The organism is Paraglaciecola sp. L3A3 (genome assembly GCF_009796765.1).
Taxonomy (GTDB): domain Bacteria; phylum Pseudomonadota; class Gammaproteobacteria; order Enterobacterales; family Alteromonadaceae; genus Paraglaciecola.
The window spans coordinates 975,627-992,568 of record NZ_CP047023.1 but is presented as its reverse complement, the minus strand read 5'-3'; the positions used below and the strand labels follow the sequence as shown (position 1 = coordinate 992,568).

Annotated in this window: 18 protein-coding genes; 6 read left to right on the top strand and 12 right to left on the bottom strand. The window is 38.8% G+C overall.

Features of this window, described 5'->3' with window-relative positions:
* Positions 1-3: 3 nt before the first annotated feature.
* The 3 genes from GQR87_RS04195 to GQR87_RS04185 all read left to right on the top strand — a co-directional run bounded on the left by GQR87_RS04195 (position 4) and on the right by GQR87_RS04185 (position 2,671).
* Positions 4-1,002, top strand: coding sequence for a 2-hydroxyacid dehydrogenase (locus GQR87_RS04195; RefSeq protein ID WP_158966852.1), 999 nt, complete (start codon positions 4-6; stop codon positions 1,000-1,002).
* Positions 1,003-1,121: 119 nt separating this feature from the next.
* Entirely contained in the window at positions 1,122-1,517 is a 396-nt protein-coding gene (locus GQR87_RS04190) for a DUF3718 domain-containing protein (protein ID WP_158966850.1), read from the top strand.
* 449 nt (positions 1,518-1,966) lie between these two features.
* The gene (locus GQR87_RS04185; RefSeq protein WP_158966848.1) at positions 1,967-2,671 is read left to right on the top strand and encodes a DUF445 domain-containing protein; all 705 of its coding nucleotides are present in this window, start codon (positions 1,967-1,969) and stop codon (positions 2,669-2,671) included.
* A 106-nt stretch (positions 2,672-2,777) separates the two neighbouring features.
* Here the strand turns inward: GQR87_RS04185 and GQR87_RS04180 are convergent, their stop codons facing one another.
* The 3 genes from GQR87_RS04180 to GQR87_RS04170 form a co-directional block, all read right to left on the bottom strand.
* Positions 2,778-4,619 (bottom strand): ABC transporter ATP-binding protein, encoded by a 1,842-nt coding sequence (locus GQR87_RS04180; RefSeq protein ID WP_158966846.1) that lies wholly within the window; start codon positions 4,617-4,619, stop codon positions 2,778-2,780.
* Positions 4,620-4,700: 81 nt separating this feature from the next.
* Complete coding sequence (locus tag GQR87_RS04175; protein WP_158966843.1) at positions 4,701-5,114, bottom strand: MAPEG family protein; 414 nt, start codon at positions 5,112-5,114, stop codon at positions 4,701-4,703.
* Positions 5,115-5,182: 68 nt separating this feature from the next.
* Positions 5,183-6,076 (bottom strand): LysR substrate-binding domain-containing protein, encoded by an 894-nt coding sequence (locus GQR87_RS04170; RefSeq protein ID WP_199271688.1) that lies wholly within the window; start codon positions 6,074-6,076, stop codon positions 5,183-5,185.
* 125 nt (positions 6,077-6,201) lie between these two features.
* Between GQR87_RS04170 and GQR87_RS04165 the strand changes: the two genes are divergently transcribed.
* Entirely contained in the window at positions 6,202-6,546 is a 345-nt protein-coding gene (locus GQR87_RS04165; RefSeq protein ID WP_158966839.1) for a hypothetical protein, read from the top strand.
* On the opposite strand, the gene rlmB is transcribed toward GQR87_RS04165, so the two are convergent.
* The 4 genes from rlmB to GQR87_RS04145 form a co-directional block, all read right to left on the bottom strand.
* Positions 6,543-7,280, bottom strand: coding sequence for a 23S rRNA (guanosine(2251)-2'-O)-methyltransferase RlmB (gene rlmB / locus GQR87_RS04160; protein ID WP_158966837.1), 738 nt, complete (start codon positions 7,278-7,280; stop codon positions 6,543-6,545). The two genes, GQR87_RS04165 and rlmB, sit on opposite strands and share 4 nt — an antisense overlap.
* Positions 7,281-9,701, bottom strand: coding sequence for a ribonuclease R (rnr, locus tag GQR87_RS04155; protein WP_158966835.1), 2,421 nt, complete (start codon positions 9,699-9,701; stop codon positions 7,281-7,283).
* 105 nt (positions 9,702-9,806) lie between these two features.
* Positions 9,807-10,436, bottom strand: coding sequence for a tetratricopeptide repeat protein (locus GQR87_RS04150; protein ID WP_158966833.1), 630 nt, complete (start codon positions 10,434-10,436; stop codon positions 9,807-9,809).
* A gap of 92 nt (positions 10,437-10,528) precedes the next feature.
* Positions 10,529-10,765: a TIGR02647 family protein gene (locus GQR87_RS04145; protein ID WP_158966831.1), complete on the bottom strand. Its 237-nt coding sequence runs from the start codon at positions 10,763-10,765 to the stop codon at positions 10,529-10,531.
* Positions 10,766-11,016: 251 nt separating this feature from the next.
* Here GQR87_RS04145 and fre point away from each other — a divergent pair, with 251 nt between their 5' ends.
* Positions 11,017-11,715: an NAD(P)H-flavin reductase gene (gene fre / locus GQR87_RS04140; RefSeq protein WP_158966829.1), complete on the top strand. Its 699-nt coding sequence runs from the start codon at positions 11,017-11,019 to the stop codon at positions 11,713-11,715.
* 63 nt (positions 11,716-11,778) lie between these two features.
* Here fre and trmL read toward each other — a convergent pair whose 3' ends face one another.
* The 5 genes from trmL to GQR87_RS04115 all read right to left on the bottom strand — a co-directional run bounded on the left by trmL (position 11,779) and on the right by GQR87_RS04115 (position 15,894).
* A complete protein-coding gene (trmL, locus tag GQR87_RS04135; RefSeq protein WP_158966827.1) occupies positions 11,779-12,243 on the bottom strand; it encodes a tRNA (uridine(34)/cytosine(34)/5-carboxymethylaminomethyluridine(34)-2'-O)-methyltransferase TrmL in 465 nt (154 codons plus the stop codon).
* Positions 12,244-12,292: 49 nt separating this feature from the next.
* Complete coding sequence (locus GQR87_RS04130; protein WP_158966825.1) at positions 12,293-13,252, bottom strand: alpha/beta fold hydrolase; 960 nt, start codon at positions 13,250-13,252, stop codon at positions 12,293-12,295.
* A 43-nt stretch (positions 13,253-13,295) separates the two neighbouring features.
* Entirely contained in the window at positions 13,296-13,733 is a 438-nt protein-coding gene (locus GQR87_RS04125) for a CBS domain-containing protein (RefSeq protein ID WP_158966823.1), read from the bottom strand.
* 65 nt (positions 13,734-13,798) lie between these two features.
* A complete protein-coding gene (locus GQR87_RS04120; RefSeq protein ID WP_158966821.1) occupies positions 13,799-15,202 on the bottom strand; it encodes an ATP-binding protein in 1,404 nt (467 codons plus the stop codon).
* The gene (locus tag GQR87_RS04115) at positions 15,190-15,894 is read right to left on the bottom strand and encodes a response regulator transcription factor (protein WP_158966819.1); all 705 of its coding nucleotides are present in this window, start codon (positions 15,892-15,894) and stop codon (positions 15,190-15,192) included. The genes GQR87_RS04120 and GQR87_RS04115 overlap by 13 nt, the downstream gene beginning before the upstream one ends.
* Before the next feature lie 171 nt (positions 15,895-16,065).
* Between GQR87_RS04115 and GQR87_RS04110 the strand changes: the two genes are divergently transcribed.
* Positions 16,066-16,875: a Spy/CpxP family protein refolding chaperone gene (locus tag GQR87_RS04110; RefSeq protein WP_158966817.1), complete on the top strand. Its 810-nt coding sequence runs from the start codon at positions 16,066-16,068 to the stop codon at positions 16,873-16,875.
* Positions 16,876-16,942 lie beyond the last annotated feature (67 nt).

Genomic DNA, 16,942 nt, shown 5'->3' with positions numbered 1-16,942 from the left:
GTTATGACTCAAATATCTCAAGTGGCTTTTTTTAGTAGTAAAAATTACGACCAACAAGTATTTAGTAAATTCACCAGCCAGTCTTCGATTAACGTTACCTATATCGAAGCGAAACTAGATGAACTAACCGTCACCTTAGCCACAGGCTTTGATACTGTTTGTGTATTTGTCAACGATGAACTGAATAGCCAAGTAGTCACACAATTAGCAGAGTTAGGCGTTAAACATATAGCTCTTCGCTGTGCTGGTTACAACAATGTAGATATTCCTACCTGTCACCAACTAGGCATAACGGTTAGTCATGTTCCTGTATATTCGCCCCACGCCATAGCCGAACATGCCATGGCCTTGATATTAACTTTAAATAGACGAACCCATAAAGCTTATAACCGAGTAAAAGAAGGTAACTTCGACCTGCAAGGTTTATTAGGTTTTACCATACATAATAAAACTATTGGGGTAATTGGTACCGGTCATATTGGTAGCGCTTTTGTCAATATTGTCAAAGGATTTGGCTGCCGAGTGTTAGCTTACGACCCTTATCCTAATTCAGAATTAGAGTCTGTAGTCGAATATACAAGCCTGCAGCAGTTATTCATTGATAGCGATATTATTAGCTTGCACTGCCCTCTCACCGAAGACAATCGACATATTATTAATCAGCAAAACATCGAAAAAATGAAAAAAGGAGTGATGTTAATTAATACTTCTAGAGGAGGGCTGATTGAAACCAGTGCTTTGATCCAAGGTTTAAAATCACAGAAAATTGCTTATGTAGGTTTGGATGTTTACGAAATGGAATCTGAATTATTCTTCAGAGATAGATCTTGCGAAATGATCCAAGACGACTTATTTCAACGACTTACAACTTTTCATAATGTATTAATCACAGGTCATCAGGGTTTCTTTACCCAAGAAGCATTAAATGAAATCGCACAAACCACAATAAAAAATATAAATGGCTTTGCAAATAATGACAACGAACACACCTGTTTCTTATAACTTTTAACACCTAAGTATCGAAAAGCATGTTTTTTAATCACTAATTTTTCGGTTTAATGTTTGTTAGAAGCCAAGTAAGGCTTTAAAAAACAGCCAACTAATTTATTAGAGTATTTACCATGTTAAATATAGTTAAGACAACAATTGTTATCGCCACTACTTCATTAATCTTTGCTGGCAATGCCCAAGCAGACGTAAATGAAGCATTACAAAATATCTGCACCATAGTAAAAGCAGATGATAAAACCGAATTACGCAAAAAAATGAAAATGGTCGAAACTGACTTCAGCCTAAAAATTAAAGACTATTACGCAGGAGTCTCTTGTGGTGGTAACAGCTTAATTCGTACTGCCATGTTAAGTAATGCAGTAGAAACGGGTACCTTAATCGTAAAAAAAATGCCTAAAAGTGATTTAAGCACCCCAGAACAAGACGGCAAAACTGTCAGTGATTGGGCAATTGAAAATGGCTTAGCAGATTCAGCTCTCGCAGCAGTGTTAAAAGCTCGTATTTAATATTGACTAGCTGCCCATTACCATTTCAACATGGTGTTTAGTTAACCTGAGTTCTGGATAAGAAGTATCGTCTAATCTAAATTTTTCATTACAATTCAATAGCTTAATAACGTTCACCCAAATCACTTCACCTGAATGCTTACTCGGTGACGAAATTTTGGTGTATAGCAATGCGGATTGTCGTACGTAATAACGTGTTATTACTAGACTCTCCTCCATCGCGGCTAGGCAGCCCAACGCCGCTACGCACAAAAAGAGCGTTATCGAGGGGTTTGGCTTATCCAGTATTCAGGTTAGTTAGTATCCTTAAATAGGTAATGTAACTAGCCTAAGAAACGGCCTCAAATGAGGCCGTTTTTTTGTGATTAGTCTTTTGATCATTGACAGTATTAAATATCTTGTTATAACTCCTGCTCATTATTAATCCCCATTCATTAGGAATTAAACAGTTGAATAAAAATGTACTCACTAACCTCCTTGCTCTGGTGTTAATTATTTTAGGTTTTATTTTAGACAACCAAATTATTAAAACAGTCGGCTTGTTTGCTCTATCCGGTGCTATCACAAACTGGTTAGCTATTCATATGTTATTTGAAAAAGTGCCAGGCTTGTATGGTTCTGGCGTGATCCCTGAACGTTTTGAAGATTTTAAAGCAGGTATTCGGAATTTAATTATGCAGCAATTTTTTACTGCCGAAAATATTCAACGATTTATGAGTGATAGCAAACAAAGCGTTAAGATAAACTTAGCGCCAATCATTGACAAAGTCGATTTAGCCCCTACTTTTGATTCTTTGGTCGCGGTGATCCAAGCGTCTTCATTTGGCCAAATGCTCAGCATGTTTGGCGGAGTAGAGGCATTAGAACCGCTAAAACAACCTTTTATCAACAAAATGACAGAATCGATTAAAGATATCAGTGAAAGTGATGAGTTTTCTGAAATATTGCAACAACAACTCACTCACCTCGAAATGGACAACACTCTACAACAGAAAATTAGCAATATAGTTGAGCAACGCCTAAATGAACTCACCCCTATAATGGTTAAAGATATTGTTCAACAAATGATCAAAGAACATTTAGGCTGGTTAGTGGTTTGGGGCGGAGTGTTTGGTGGTTTGATTGGCTTTGTTGCTGCATTAGCGCAAATTTAAAATCAGCCAAACTATAAATAAGTTTTCGAGCTACGAGCATAGAAATTCGTAGCTCGCCACGCCAAGAAAATGGCTCGTAGTTGTAACTCAGAACCCTATGCAGTTTTTACTCTAAACCAATAAAACCACCTGTTTGGTGCTCCCATAATTTGGCGTAAATACCTTTTTTAGCTAATAACTCAGCGTGAGAACCAGACTCCACTATACGGCCTTTATCTAGCACTAATAATCTGTCCATTTGTGCAATAGTGGATAACCTATGGGCTATGGCCAATACGGTTTTGTTTTCCATCACTTTATTTAAACAATGTTGAATGGCCGCTTCCACTTCTGAATCTAAGGCGGAAGTGGCTTCATCTAAAATCAAAATGGGCGCATCTTTTAACATCACTCGAGCGATAGCAATACGCTGACGTTGCCCACCTGAAAGTTTCACCCCACGCTCACCAACATGGGCGTCGTAACCTGTGCGCCCCTGCAAATCAGACAAGGTTTGAATAAATTCATCTGATTCAGCCTGTTTAGCGGCTTTTAACATATCTTCTTCACTGGCATCTAAACGACCATATAAAATATTGTCTCGCACCGACCTATGCAACAAAGACGTGTCTTGGGTGACCATGCTAATATTGGCTCTTAAAGACTCTTGTTGTAGATCCTTAATATCTTGACCATCAATTTTAATACTGCCGCTTTGCACATCATAAAAACGTAATAACAAATTCACTAAAGTGGATTTCCCAGCACCAGAACGCCCCACTAAACCGACTTTTTCACCGGGCTTAATTTTGATATCTAGATCTCGGAATACCGAAATAGGGATATCTCCCGCACCTTGATAACCAAAATTCACTTTATCAAAATGAATGGCCCCACCTTGCATATCTAAAGGTTTGGCTTGTGATTTATCTTGCACATCCACAGGCACCGACAAACTATTGATACCGTCTTGCACTGTGCCTATATTTTCGAATAAAGACGACACTTCCCACATCACCCACTGCGACATTCCATTCAGTCGCAAACATAAACTGACTGTAATAGCGATTTCCCCAGGCGTGACCAATTCTAACATCCACAAATAAATAGCTAGAGCACTGATACTAAACACTAACAAGGCATTACTAAACCAAACACAAGCGTATAACACAGTTGCCAAACGCATCTGTGGATACACTTTTTGTAAAAAGCCATTCATGCCTTCTTTGGCATATTCTGACTCCCGACTGGTATGAGCAAATAACTTAACGGTAGTGATATTGGTGTAACTATCAACAATGCGCCCTGTCATCATAGAGCGGGCATCCGCTTGTTTTTGCGACACACGTTTTAGTTTAGGAATAAGCACACGTAAAATAATCACATACACCACAAACCACACAATTAAAGGCGCCGTTAAGCGCCAATCAGCAGTGAACACTAAAAATAAAATACTGACAAAATAGACACTGACGTATACCAATATATCTAGGGTTTTCATCACAGTTTCACGCACAGCCAGTGCTGTTTGCATGACTTTGGTGGCGACTCGACCAGCAAATTCATTTTGAAAATAACCTAAACTCTGACCTATCACGTATCTGTGGGCTTGCCAACGGATCTTCATGGGGAAATTTCCCATCAAACTTTGATGAGAGATCATCGACTGAGTAATCACTAATAAGGGTAATACCACCAGCACCAACACCGCCATCCAAATTAAACTAGATGAATTTTCTTGTAAAAATGTGGCCCGGTCACTGGCCGCTAATAAATCAACTAATTGACCTAAAAATCCAAATAACGACACTTCAAGGGCAGCGATACAAGCGGCTAAAATCGATACTGCAAAAATAGCCGGCCACATACCTTGGGTATAATGACAACAAAAAGCGAATAGAGTGTTAGGGGGCTGCTTGGGATGTTCAGCCGGAAACGCATCAGTTAAGCGTTCAAAAAATGAAAACATAGAATTTTAATAACAACAGAAAATAAGGCGCATATGATAACTCAACTAACGGTTATCTGGATAAAGTATACGCCTTTAATTTTAGATAAATTTATAGGCCAATAAGCCTAACCAATATATAGCAATGGCGATTTGCACTAGAAAAAACACAAAACGAATTTGCACCGCAATAACACTAGTCGACACCAAATGCACAGCAACTTGCCCTAACCTAGCGCCTAGTATCCAAAAAGCTAAACTATCGGTTATGACTGAAGAGTTAGCGACTAAGGCCAATAACAATAGCCCTCCAATAAAAGGAAAACTTTCGACTGCATTAGCTTGGGCACGTGTCAAACGTTGCCCAAAAGGAGAAACATCTGAACCATCCGATTTAAAGCCATTAGCAACCTTAGTTTTCTTCGTCACTAATATGCTTCTATAAGTGACTAGCCAAATCAACAACACAATAATTAAACCGATATAACCCAATAAGGCCAAAATAGTGGCATTCATAAATTGCTCTCGAATAAATTAAAACACTACTCTACCTTAGCCAATAATTCACTCCTAGGTTTTCTTTATTAGCCTTGTATCCCAGACATCTGTTGAACTAGCCAAGCTTCGAATAATTGTACTTTTTTTTGCTTAAAATGATGTGCGGGAGCAACCAAATAATAGGAATAAAAACTGGGGTGCGAAAAATCAAACAAGGTAACAAGTTGATTTTTATTGATTTGTTCGTAAATCAAATTATAACGCAACATCGCTATGCCTTGCCCGGCAATTGCAGCATCGACTATAGTCACTGTTGAATCATCTACCTGTAAAACCTTGTTAAATTTGTCGTCTTGCAATTGGTATTGATGTAAAAAAGCCTGCCATGCTTGACCGGTAATAGGCCCTATTTCTTCTAGTACCGGCATTTGATACAAATTTTTTGCAGTTAAATTAGGCTTTATCAAACTGGGGTGACAAACCAATACATATTTATCGCCTAAAATAAAGCGGCTCTCTAGACCAGGGTATTTTCCCTCACCAAATCGAAGGGCTAAATCTATATCAGTATCTTCAAAACGCCTAACGCTATTGCTAGGCTCCAAACGCACTCTGATTTCAGGGTATTGTGCTTGAAAGTGTTGTAACCGCGGCACTAACCAACGCGTTGATAACGACTCTACAACCGTGACATTTAATACATGGGGATTGTTATCTTGCTGTAATAACTTGATCCCACGGCTAAAGCTATCAAATCCAGCCTGAATATCGGGCAACAACCGTTTGCCTTGCTCTGTTAATTGCACCTGTCGAGTACCCCTAACAAATAGTTGCATGCCTAAATATGACTCTAGCGTTTTGATATGTTGACTAATGGCCGCTTGGGTCACAAAAAGCTGTTCAGCAGCTTGTTTAAAACTTAACGTTTGCCCCGCGACTAAAAAATATCGTAGCGAATTTAACGGAGGTAATTTTTGCATCAGCCACACCAACAGTTAAGTAAAACTTAACTGTAATTTAGTTTTCATCGTTTGTCAGCAAGCTTGGTTAATTCTAAATTATTTATACCGCACAAGGTAACAACGCAACTAAAGGAACGAGACAAATGAATAGCAAGATAAACAGAGTAACTAAAATACTAGCAACTACTACTCTATGGGTAAGTATTGGTTTACTAAACTTATCAAATAGTTTTGCCAAAACATTGGCTCAAGGCGAGATACTGACCGATGAGGGATACCCGTACAAGATGTTAATCAAGAGAACGTCGCAAGTAAAACTAATCTATAAGGGAGCAAAAAACATTACTTGCCGAGTAGAAATACAATACAAGCAACAGACTTGGGTAGGACAAACTTACAACACAAACCAGAAAAATTTCGCCAATAAACCACTAACTGAATGTATGGATAGAGAATTGGCGAAAAAAATACTTAAGGCAACGTTTTAACCGCGCTGCCTAACTATCTCATACAAACAAACACCTGTGGCCACAGATACATTTAAACTAGACACAGAACCGGCCATGGGTAGTTTAATGAGTTCATCACAATGTTCACGAGTTAAGCGGCGCATACCTTTGCCTTCAGCGCCCATTACTAATGCCATTGGGCCACTCAATTTGCAGTCATATATGTTATTTTCTGCTTCACCAGCCGTGCCGACTATCCATACACCTGCATCTTGTAAATCACGCAAGGTTCTCGCTAAGTTAGTCACTTGCACTAGAGGTATTACATCTGCCGCTCCACAAGCTACTTTACGTACCACTGGAGTGAGTGCTGCTGATTTATCTTTAGGTACGACTACAGCATCAACACCTGCGGCATCGGCTGTTCGTAAACATGCGCCTAAATTGTGGGGGTCTGTCACACCATCTAGAATCAACAAAAATGGAGTTTTACTTGATTCCACTATGGCAGCCAAATCATTTTCGTTAAATTGTTTCGCTGGTTTGACTTTAGCCACCACGCCCTGATGTTGACTACTTTCAACTTTGTCATCTAAGGTTTTACGCTGACAAAATTGGACAGACACGCCAAATTGCCTAGCTTGACTAACGATGGTGTGAACACTTTTGTCATCCCTACCTTTTAGTACAAACAACTCAATTAGCCGTTCAGGTTCACGTTGCAAAACTGACTCCAAAGCGTGAATACCGTACAACCACTCTTGTTGAGCCATTTATTTATTCCTCTTTCTTGATGGACTAGCTGGTTTACTGCGCGCCCCTTTAGTTTTACCTGAACTGGTTCTATTTTTTTTAGCCGCTGGTTTTTTAGTGCTGTTTTTTTGCCCTGAAGCAGGCTTATCTTGGGCTTTAGCTCCTGATTTATCAGCACTTTCAGTACTTTTTCCAGAAGCCGATTTTTTGCGACGAGGAGCTTTTTTATTAGCTGAACGTTTTATATTTTTTCCATGGATCCCATCCATTAAAAAGTCTATTTTACGTTCATCTAAATTGACCGAGGCTACTTTCACCTCAACTGGATCACCCAAGCGATAAACCACACCCGAGTTCTCACCAATCAAATACTGCTTCACTTCATCGTAACGGAAATAGTCATTTTCTAAGGAAGTAATATGCACTAAGCCATCAATATGGAATTCAGTTAAACGAACAAAGAACCCAAAATTAGTCACAGAGGCAATCACCCCAGCAAACACATCACCCACATGATCTAGCATAAACTCACATTTAAGCCAATCAGCGACATCACGAGTGGCATCATCAGCACGGCGCTCTGTCATCGAACACTGTTCACCTAATGCTTCAACTTCATCCACAGTATAAGACTTACCGCCTGATTTACTCTTACGCTGATTTTGTTTGTCGATGATCGCTTTTAACGCTCTGTGTACCACAAGATCCGGATAACGGCGAATGGGTGAAGTAAAATGAGCATAAGCTTCTAGCGCTAAACCAAAATGACCAATATTTTCGTGATCGTATACCGCTTGTTTCATCGAGCGTAATAACATGGTCTGGATTAATTCTTGATCGGCACGACCTTGAATTTTTTCCACTACATCAGTGAAATCACTAGGTGATACCTCATCTGTGATTTTATGAGTAATCCCTACTTCGGCTAAATAAGCCAAAAACGCCGACAATCTATCGGGATCGGGTTCAGCATGTACTCTAAACAAGGCTTCAGCTTTATTTTTTTCTAAGGTTTTAGCCGCCGATACATTGGCCAGGATCATACATTCTTCAATTAGTTTGTGAGCATCATTGCGAGTGACAGGTACTACAGTGTCGATTTTGCGCTGTGCATTAAAAACAAATTTCACTTCTTGGGTTTCAAACTCAATCGCCCCACGTTTAACACGGGTGCGTTTAAGTGCATGATACATATTATGTAAGTTTTTAAGATGTGGGACTTGTTCGGCGTAACGTTTATGCAACTCAGGGTTGGCTTCTGCGTCTTGTTTTAGTAGATCCCACACTTTGGTGTAAGTTAAACGTGCATGTGAATTCATCACAGCTTCGTAGAATTGGTGTTCTAATAACTCGCCATTAGGGCTAATGGTCATTTCGCAGACCATACACAGACGATCGACTTGTGGATTTAATGAACACAAGCCGTTCGACAATACCTCGGGTAACATAGGAATAACTTGTTCTGGGAAATACACCGAATTACCGCGGTTTTGTGCTTCGCTATCAAGTGCAGTACCTGGACGCACATAATAACTGACATCCGCAATAGCCACCCATAACTGCCAGCCACCATTATCTAAAGGCTTACAAAAAACAGCATCATCAAAATCTCTGGCGTCTTCGCCATCGATTGTCACTAAAGGCAGTTGACGTAAATCAACTCTGCCCGCTTTAGCTTCTTCAGGTACTTGTTCGGTTAAGTCTTTGGTTTGTCTGCTGACCCCCTTAGGCCAATCATGAGGAATATCAAAAGTGCGTAAAGCCATGTCGATTTCCATACCCGGCGCCATATGTTCGCCTAGTACTTCAACAATTTTACCTATGCCATTCGCTCTTTTACGGGGACGCTGAACAATTTCCACCACTACAATATGACCTTGACGAGCACCATTGGTTTGTTCTTTAGGGATCATGATTTCATGACTAATGCGGCTATCATCAGGAATAACAGTACCCACATTATTTTCGAAGAAATACCGACCCACAATAGGTTCAGTACGGGGTTCAACAATTTTGGCGATCCGCGCTTCACGCCTGCCGCGATTATCAGTACCACTTTCTTTCACTAAAACAATATCACCGTGTAACACAGTAGCCATTTGTGCTTGATGTATAAATAAATCTTTTTCGCCATCATCGCGTTTTAAAAAGCCAAAACCATCTCTATGGCCAATGACTCGGCCTTGGATCAATTCTTCAAGTTTTAACTTGGCGTACTTTTTATCGCGATTGAATTCGATTTGCCCTTCACGCTCCATTGCCCGTAAACGGCGTTGAATACCGATGCGACTATCTTCGTCTTCAGCGTTGAGAAGTTGGCAAAATTCTAGAAACGATAGTGGTTTCTTAGCTTTAACTAATAATTCGAGTAAATATTCACGACTCGCCACTGGGTTGTCGTACTTTTCTTTTTCGCGTTGATAAAATGGATCGTCGCTCATAGGGCCTTGGAGATTTTAGTTACTTATTAATTAGCTCTAATATAGCAAAATTCGACGCTCGGGTATTTAGTATTTAATGATAGATTTATGACTTGCTCTAAAAAATTATGAATTCAGCGGACGCTTGGCTTTACGCACTGCTTTGGGATGCATTAATTTTTCTAAATCTTGCATACATTGAGTAATTTTTTTATGTAGTTTTTTATCTGCTGTAATCGCGTTATACAACCAATGGTAGGCGTCTTCATAATCATAAGGGCTACCATAACCTTCAAGAAATAGTTCAACTAAACGAATTTGTGCAGCAAGACTGCCTTGCATAGACGCTTCACGCAAAAAAACGACTGCACGTTCTTTATCTTGCTGGACTAACTTCCCTTGGGCGTAGTAACGGCCTAGTTGCTCAAGTCCGGCAGGTAAGCCTTGTTCAGCCGACTTATGCATAAAAGCAACACCTCTTTCAGGATCTGCATCTACACAGACCCCCCAAGCTAACATATCCCCCCATAAAAACTGATACGCGGGAATTAACAAGGTTTCAGCATTGGCTTGGATATCTTGTACAAGTTGGCACTTATCTAAAACCACACGAGACAAATGTTCATTTTGATTAATCAGCTTTATCAGTTCATCTTGCGAATATAATTGCACAGCTTGAATTTCTTCAGCCGCAAAACTTGAACTTAACATAGAGAAAGAGATAAAAACTGATAAAAATAATTTTGATAATCGCATAGGTAAACAGTGCTGTTTTGAGTTCATATTCCCTATATCGGCAATAAACTAGATTTTATAATCTTTATCGATATAGGGATGATTGACTAATTTTATTTTGCAGTTAATGCTAACTTGATAACTTGACCATGTTCCATTAATTCATGACCTAGGTCGGTTAAATAACCACCATCTGGTAAAGTAGTAATACCTTTATCAAACAACCGCTTAGCTGCTGATACAACTGAATCCTCTGCATCATGGTGAATTTTTAGTCCTTGCAGCAGACTCTTATGTGGAAATTTTAATAATAAATTTAACTCATCAACCATTTCAGATGAAAATGTCATAAACAATCCTCTTAGAAAAATAGATTCTTATAGCAAACGTTCAAAGAACCTGCATAAAACACACTCTACTCACAGGATTTGAACTTAACAATACGAAACCTTGAATTATCATATTAAAGCGACTCGTATATCGGCACTCATATGTTTATAATCCAACCCTGAGCCTAAATCCCAATGAGATGAATATCAAAGGTTATTTGTAGAATTTTCCATTCATATTCAAACTAGTCGTAATAATACAGAAGGACGTCATGCAAAAAATCACCTGTCTGGTCGATAAAATTGAACCTCTCACCAATGTGGTCAGTCGAGTCATACTTAAACCTCAATCACCATTAAGCTTCCTTGCTGGACAATATTTGCAAGTCGTTATGGGGGATGAAGATAAACGCCCTTTCTCAATAGCTAATGCACCTAGAGAGGATGGCACAATTGAATTACACATTGGAGCTGAGCCAGGTAATCAGTATGCCGGGCAAGTGCTAGAAAAAATGCGGGCAGCTGGAACAATTGAAGTTGAAGGTGGATTAGGCGAGGCTTTTCTAAAAAAGGTCTGTATTCATCCCATCATTCTTTTGGCCGGGGGGACTGGTTTTTCGTATACATTATCCATTTTAGAGAAATTACTGTCAGCGCCACTTTCTGCTCCGGTACATCTATTTTGGGGCACTCGAACATTAGATGACATGTATGCATTTGAACAATTAACCGCTTTTGCTGCAGAACATGAAAACTTTTATTTTACCCCTGTGATTGAATTACCTGACGCTAACTGGCAAGGCAAAACCGGTTGGGTTCATCAAGCTGTATTAAATGAGTATGCCGATTTACAAAATTATAAGGTTTTTGTGGCGGGTCGTTTTGAAATGGCAAAAACCGTCCGAACAGATTTTTGCCAACAAGGGCTGATAGTAGAAAACTTATTTGGCGATGCTTACGCCTTCATCTAAAAACGCACATTTTATAATCGCCACTAGGGCCTATGTATCCGGCCCTAGTGATTTAAAAAAATATTAAACAGCCCCTTCGAAATCTAACTGCCTCCACGCTTCGTATACAAACACAGAAACCGCATTAGACAAATTCATACTGCGACTCTCAGGTAACATTGGAATTCTGACTCTTTGTTCTGCAGGCAAAGATTGAATCACCTCATCAGGTAGACCTCGAGTTTCTGGTCCAAAAATTAATGCATCGCCGAGCTGATATTTTACCTGTGCAAAAAAAGCAGTGCCTTTAGTCGTGCAAGCAAACAAACGTTTAGGTTGGCGAGCAGCTAAATAAGCGTCTAAATCAGGGTACCTTTGTACTTTGGCAAACTCATGATAATCCAAGCCTGCCCTTCTCACTTTTTTATCATCCCAATCAAAGCCCAGTGGTTCGATTAAATGTAATGAAAAACCAGTATTAGCACAAAGACGAATAATATTACCGGTATTGGGCGGGATTTCGGGTTGATATAAAACGATATCTAACATGAGGATCTTATTTCAGAAAAGTAATAAATGAATAATAACAAAATCTTATCTAGTTATTCGCAATAAACTTAAGAATGTTAGCTAAACAAATATCCCGATAACGGTCTTTTTCCTCCAGTAATTCATGTTTAGCATTATCTATTTGCAAAAATTGCGCGTTTGTCATTTTCTTGGCTACTTTAGTTTGGCGAACATTATCCACAACTGTATCTGCTCCAGCTTGCATAACGAGTGCTGGTATCGGGAATTTTTCAGCATTTTTTTCGACTCGTTCCATTGCAGCAATAGCCGCCCTTAACCATTGTCCGCTGACACCGCCTAATTTTACCTGTGGTTGGTTTTCATACTCTTGTCGAAACAATTGATAACGAACTTGGCTATGGGTCAAATCGTTTTCTGCAAAGGGGACATTTTCGTAATCACTTTGCCCCCAAAAGTACGCACTATTTGTGCTACTGAATTTTACCTGCAGAAAATGAATATCCAATAATAAGTGAGCAAGCCAATTGGGTAAAGCCGGTCTAATACCAAACATAGGAGCAGAAAAAACCACATTTTTAAACAGACTTGGGTAAGCTAAGATCAATAAGGCACCAATTGCGCCACCCATTGAATGACAAACTAGGCTAGCTTGATGTGAGCTATTAGGCGTGACAACTTTATCTATAAATAATTTAAAATCTGCCACGTAATCATCAAAAATATCAACATAGCCCAGCATAGGATGACCAGTCAGGCGACCTGACAATCCCTGCCCTCTATGATCATGAATGAACACAGAATAACCCTGTTGGTATAAATCATACATTAGCTCTTTGTATTTAAGAAAGGTTTCAATCCGCCCAGCAGAAAGCACTACTGAACCTAGTGCTTCAGGATGTACAACGTATGCATAAGCAATATTAATTTGCCCTACACCGATAAACTCACCTAGGATAATTTGGTTTTGCCAAAAAGGTTGAATAGTTTGCAGATAAATATCAGCCAAGTTTGCTTCAGGTGTAAACATACAATTACCTTCTTCGGTGACTAAAATACGATAAAGTTTATAATTAAGTTTTGCTTTTCTTTAACTTTTTTCTATTATGATTTTGTTCTATAGCTTTGAGAATATCTCGCCAACTCAAAATCCCTACCGGATGATTATGTTCATTTATAATTGGGATACAAGACAGCTTATATTTATTAAACGTTTCGATGGCCACATAAATATCTTGATCAGCCGTTAAGCAAATAGGTTTAGGCGTCATTATTTGATGGGCTTTTTTATTTAAGGTCGCCAAATCTTGAACTTTTTCACTCACAGTTCCAATATGCGGACTAATGGTTTTAAGTAAATCTCTATCCGACAACACACCATACAGAACACTTTTTTCTACCACCAAAAGATGATGAAAAGATGCGTTATCAAATATCCTTTTCACATCCCGTAAGCTGTCATCTAATTCAACAGTCACTAATGTTTTGGTCATCAATCGTTCTATTTTCATGTTTTTCTAGTTTCTCCCTAGTCCAATAAAAACACTACATTAGTGGTAGAAAGCAACTTTTCAGCTTACTCTTTTTCAGAGAGGGGCAAAGATATCTTCACCTGTAAACCGCCATTTTGTTGGTTCGTTGCAGTTATTATCCCGTCGTGTTGAAAAATTGCCCGAAAAGCGATGGCTAAACCTAATCCGACCCCACCACTGTTTCTATCTCTAGCTGTGGATGAACGATAAAAAGGTTCAAAAATTCTTTCTACCTGCTCAGTATCCATACCTGGTCCATCATCTTCTATCAGCCACTCTATGTGTTTATTTTGAAGGGTAATAGTGACTTCGATGATATTTGTTGAATAGTGAATCGCATTACGTAACACATTTTCAATGGCACTGCCTAACAATTGAGGATCAACAAACAAATCAGCTTGAACTTGAGAATGGTAGTTTATCTGTTTTCCTTTTTGGCTCGCTTCGAACATGGCGTCATTAATAATTGGCGACATCAGTTGCTCTAATGATACAAATTCTTTATTTAAAACAGCTGATTGATTATCTAATTTAGATAACATCAAAACTTGAGCAATCATACTTTCAATTTGATTAGCTTCTTTTTCAATTCTATCTAAGGCTAATTTAGAATCAGTAGATTGATGTTCTGGCGGCTGTTGTTGGGCAATACCTATAGATAATTGTAATCGAGCTAATGGCGAACGTAACTCATGGGATATATCAGCTAATAATCTTTTTTGACCATTTAACAAAATCTCTACTTTTTCAGACATGGAATTAAAGTCACGACTCAGTTGGCCAATTTCATCCATTCTCTTACTTGCACTTCCTACTCTAGCGGCTAAATCACCACTGGCCATTTTTCTAGATGCCCTTTGAACTTGTAGGATAGGGTTGAGCAGCGAACGAACAAATAAATAACACAAGCCACCACTAAAGGAGATCAAAAAGAATAAAAACAACTCTGGGTATTCTTGCCTGATCACCCTGAGTTCTCCACCAGGCTGAATATTAGCGGTGAATAATAAATAGGTTTTTTGGTCTTTGACAACAAGTGCAGGGCCAATAAAAGTTTTGCCCTGGGTTTCCATGACTAAAGGCGAGCTTTCCACATCAAATTGTTCTAATGCTTGGCTAATTTTAGCCTGCCCCTTATTTAATCCGAAAATAGTTTTGCCCGTTTCAGTATCAACTAACACCACCCAAAACCGATTACGTTTACTCAATATATGTGCATATTCGTTTAAATTGATTTTATTTTTATCAATCTGAAATTGAACTTTACGGGCCAATTGGTTTAATGCTTTAGCCTGATTTGGCTGTAATGGCCTATATTTAACTCCTGAATCTAGTTGTTTAACCAGCCATATTGAACTAATAAATATTAAAAATGTGGCCAACCAAAACCATAAAAACACTCGAAAAAATAAACTTTTCCCGGGATGTAATCGGCTTAAGGAATACATGTAGCCACCAGGTATTGATAACCCGCACCACGTAAGGTTTTAATCTTTTCTTCAGAACTCAATGCCGATAATTTTTTACGCAAATTGCTCACATGCATATCAATACTTCGGTCAAAAGCAGCTAATTTTCGGCCTAACACTTTTTCGCTAATATCTTCTTTGCTGACTAATTTACCTTGATTAATCATTAATAACTGTAAAACCGAAAACTCGGTACCGGTTAATTCTAATAATTGCCCTGCACAATAGACTTGCTGTGTCGATGGAGAGAGCTCAACATCGCCTAATTTAAGGTTCTGCTGAGTGCTATTACTTGGCAACATAGCCATGCGCCTGACTAAAGCTTTGATCCTTGCTGATAATTCTCTATGATTAAATGGCTTAGCTAAATAATCATCCGCGCCAATCTCTAAGCCTAAAATTTTATCGTAATCATCCCCCTTAGCAGTCAACATCAAGACAGGGGTTAAATGACTAGAACGTAATTTTTTTAACACTTCAAAGCCATCGAGTTTGGGCAACATAACATCCAGTAAAATTAAATCATAATGTACGTTCGAGGTAGCCATACTTAGGCCTTCTTCACCATCGTTAGCTATATCTATATCATAACCTTGGGGGCCTAAATACTCAGATAACAACTGAGTGAAATCAGTATCATCATCAATTAATAATAGATGTTTATTGGTCATGTTCTTACCTTAAGTATTGCAGTGTCGGCACTATAACTCAGCTTACCCATTTACGCAGTTTCTCTTTACACAAGTTTTACAATCCCTTTGCGTTTCTTTGCATTGTATTAGCTAGACTGATTACATGCTCAGTGAGAACTTGAGCTTACTTTTAACTCAGAGGACAAAAATATGTTTAAACTTAAAACAGTCATTACCCCAATTGCCGTGTGTTTATCATTGGCACTTTCTAGTCAAGTATTGGCGAAACCTGAACGTGGCCATGAACGTCATAAAATGGCAAAAGTATTTTCTCAATTATCTCTTACAAATGCACAAAAACAAGATATTAAACAAATATTTAAACAAAGTCGTGCCGATCGCCAAGCAACTGGACCAGAAGCTCAACCGTTGAGACAAGATATCGCCAGTTTAGTACATGCTACTGAATGGGATCAAGAAGCTGTAGAAACGTTGCTAGGACAACAGCAAAACGAAATGCTTGAGGCCGGTTTAAAACGTGCAGAAAATAGACATGCAGTATTAAGCATCTTAACTGATGAACAAAAAGCGCAATTAACCGCCATGAAGGAAGCTCATAAAGACAAGGGTGAGCATAAAGGTAAACGAGCCCCCAAAGGCAAAAATAAAGGGAAAAGCGAAAAACGCTTCAAACGTGGTTTATCTGCAGAACAAACCGCTGCAATAGAAAGCATTAAAAGCCAAAGTAAAGAAAGTGCTGAAGTATTAAAGGAAAAATTAAAAGCCTTTAAACAAGCTGAGCGCTCTCTTATTACGAGTGCCGAGTTTGATGCAGAAAGTTGGACGTCATTAAGACAAGAATATCAACATGACTTTTTGGCAATGTCAGTACTTCAAGCCAAAACTAAACACGATATGTGGAATGTACTGACGCCAGAACAACAATCTAAAATGCAACGTATGATGAAAAGAAAACATAAAGGTGAACGAAAAGGAAAAAGACAGCAGAAAGAAGCCTAAAACCTATTCTTTCTAACCCGCTCTAATTAGGCTAATTTTAGTAGCCGGATCGAGCTGACAATTCCAA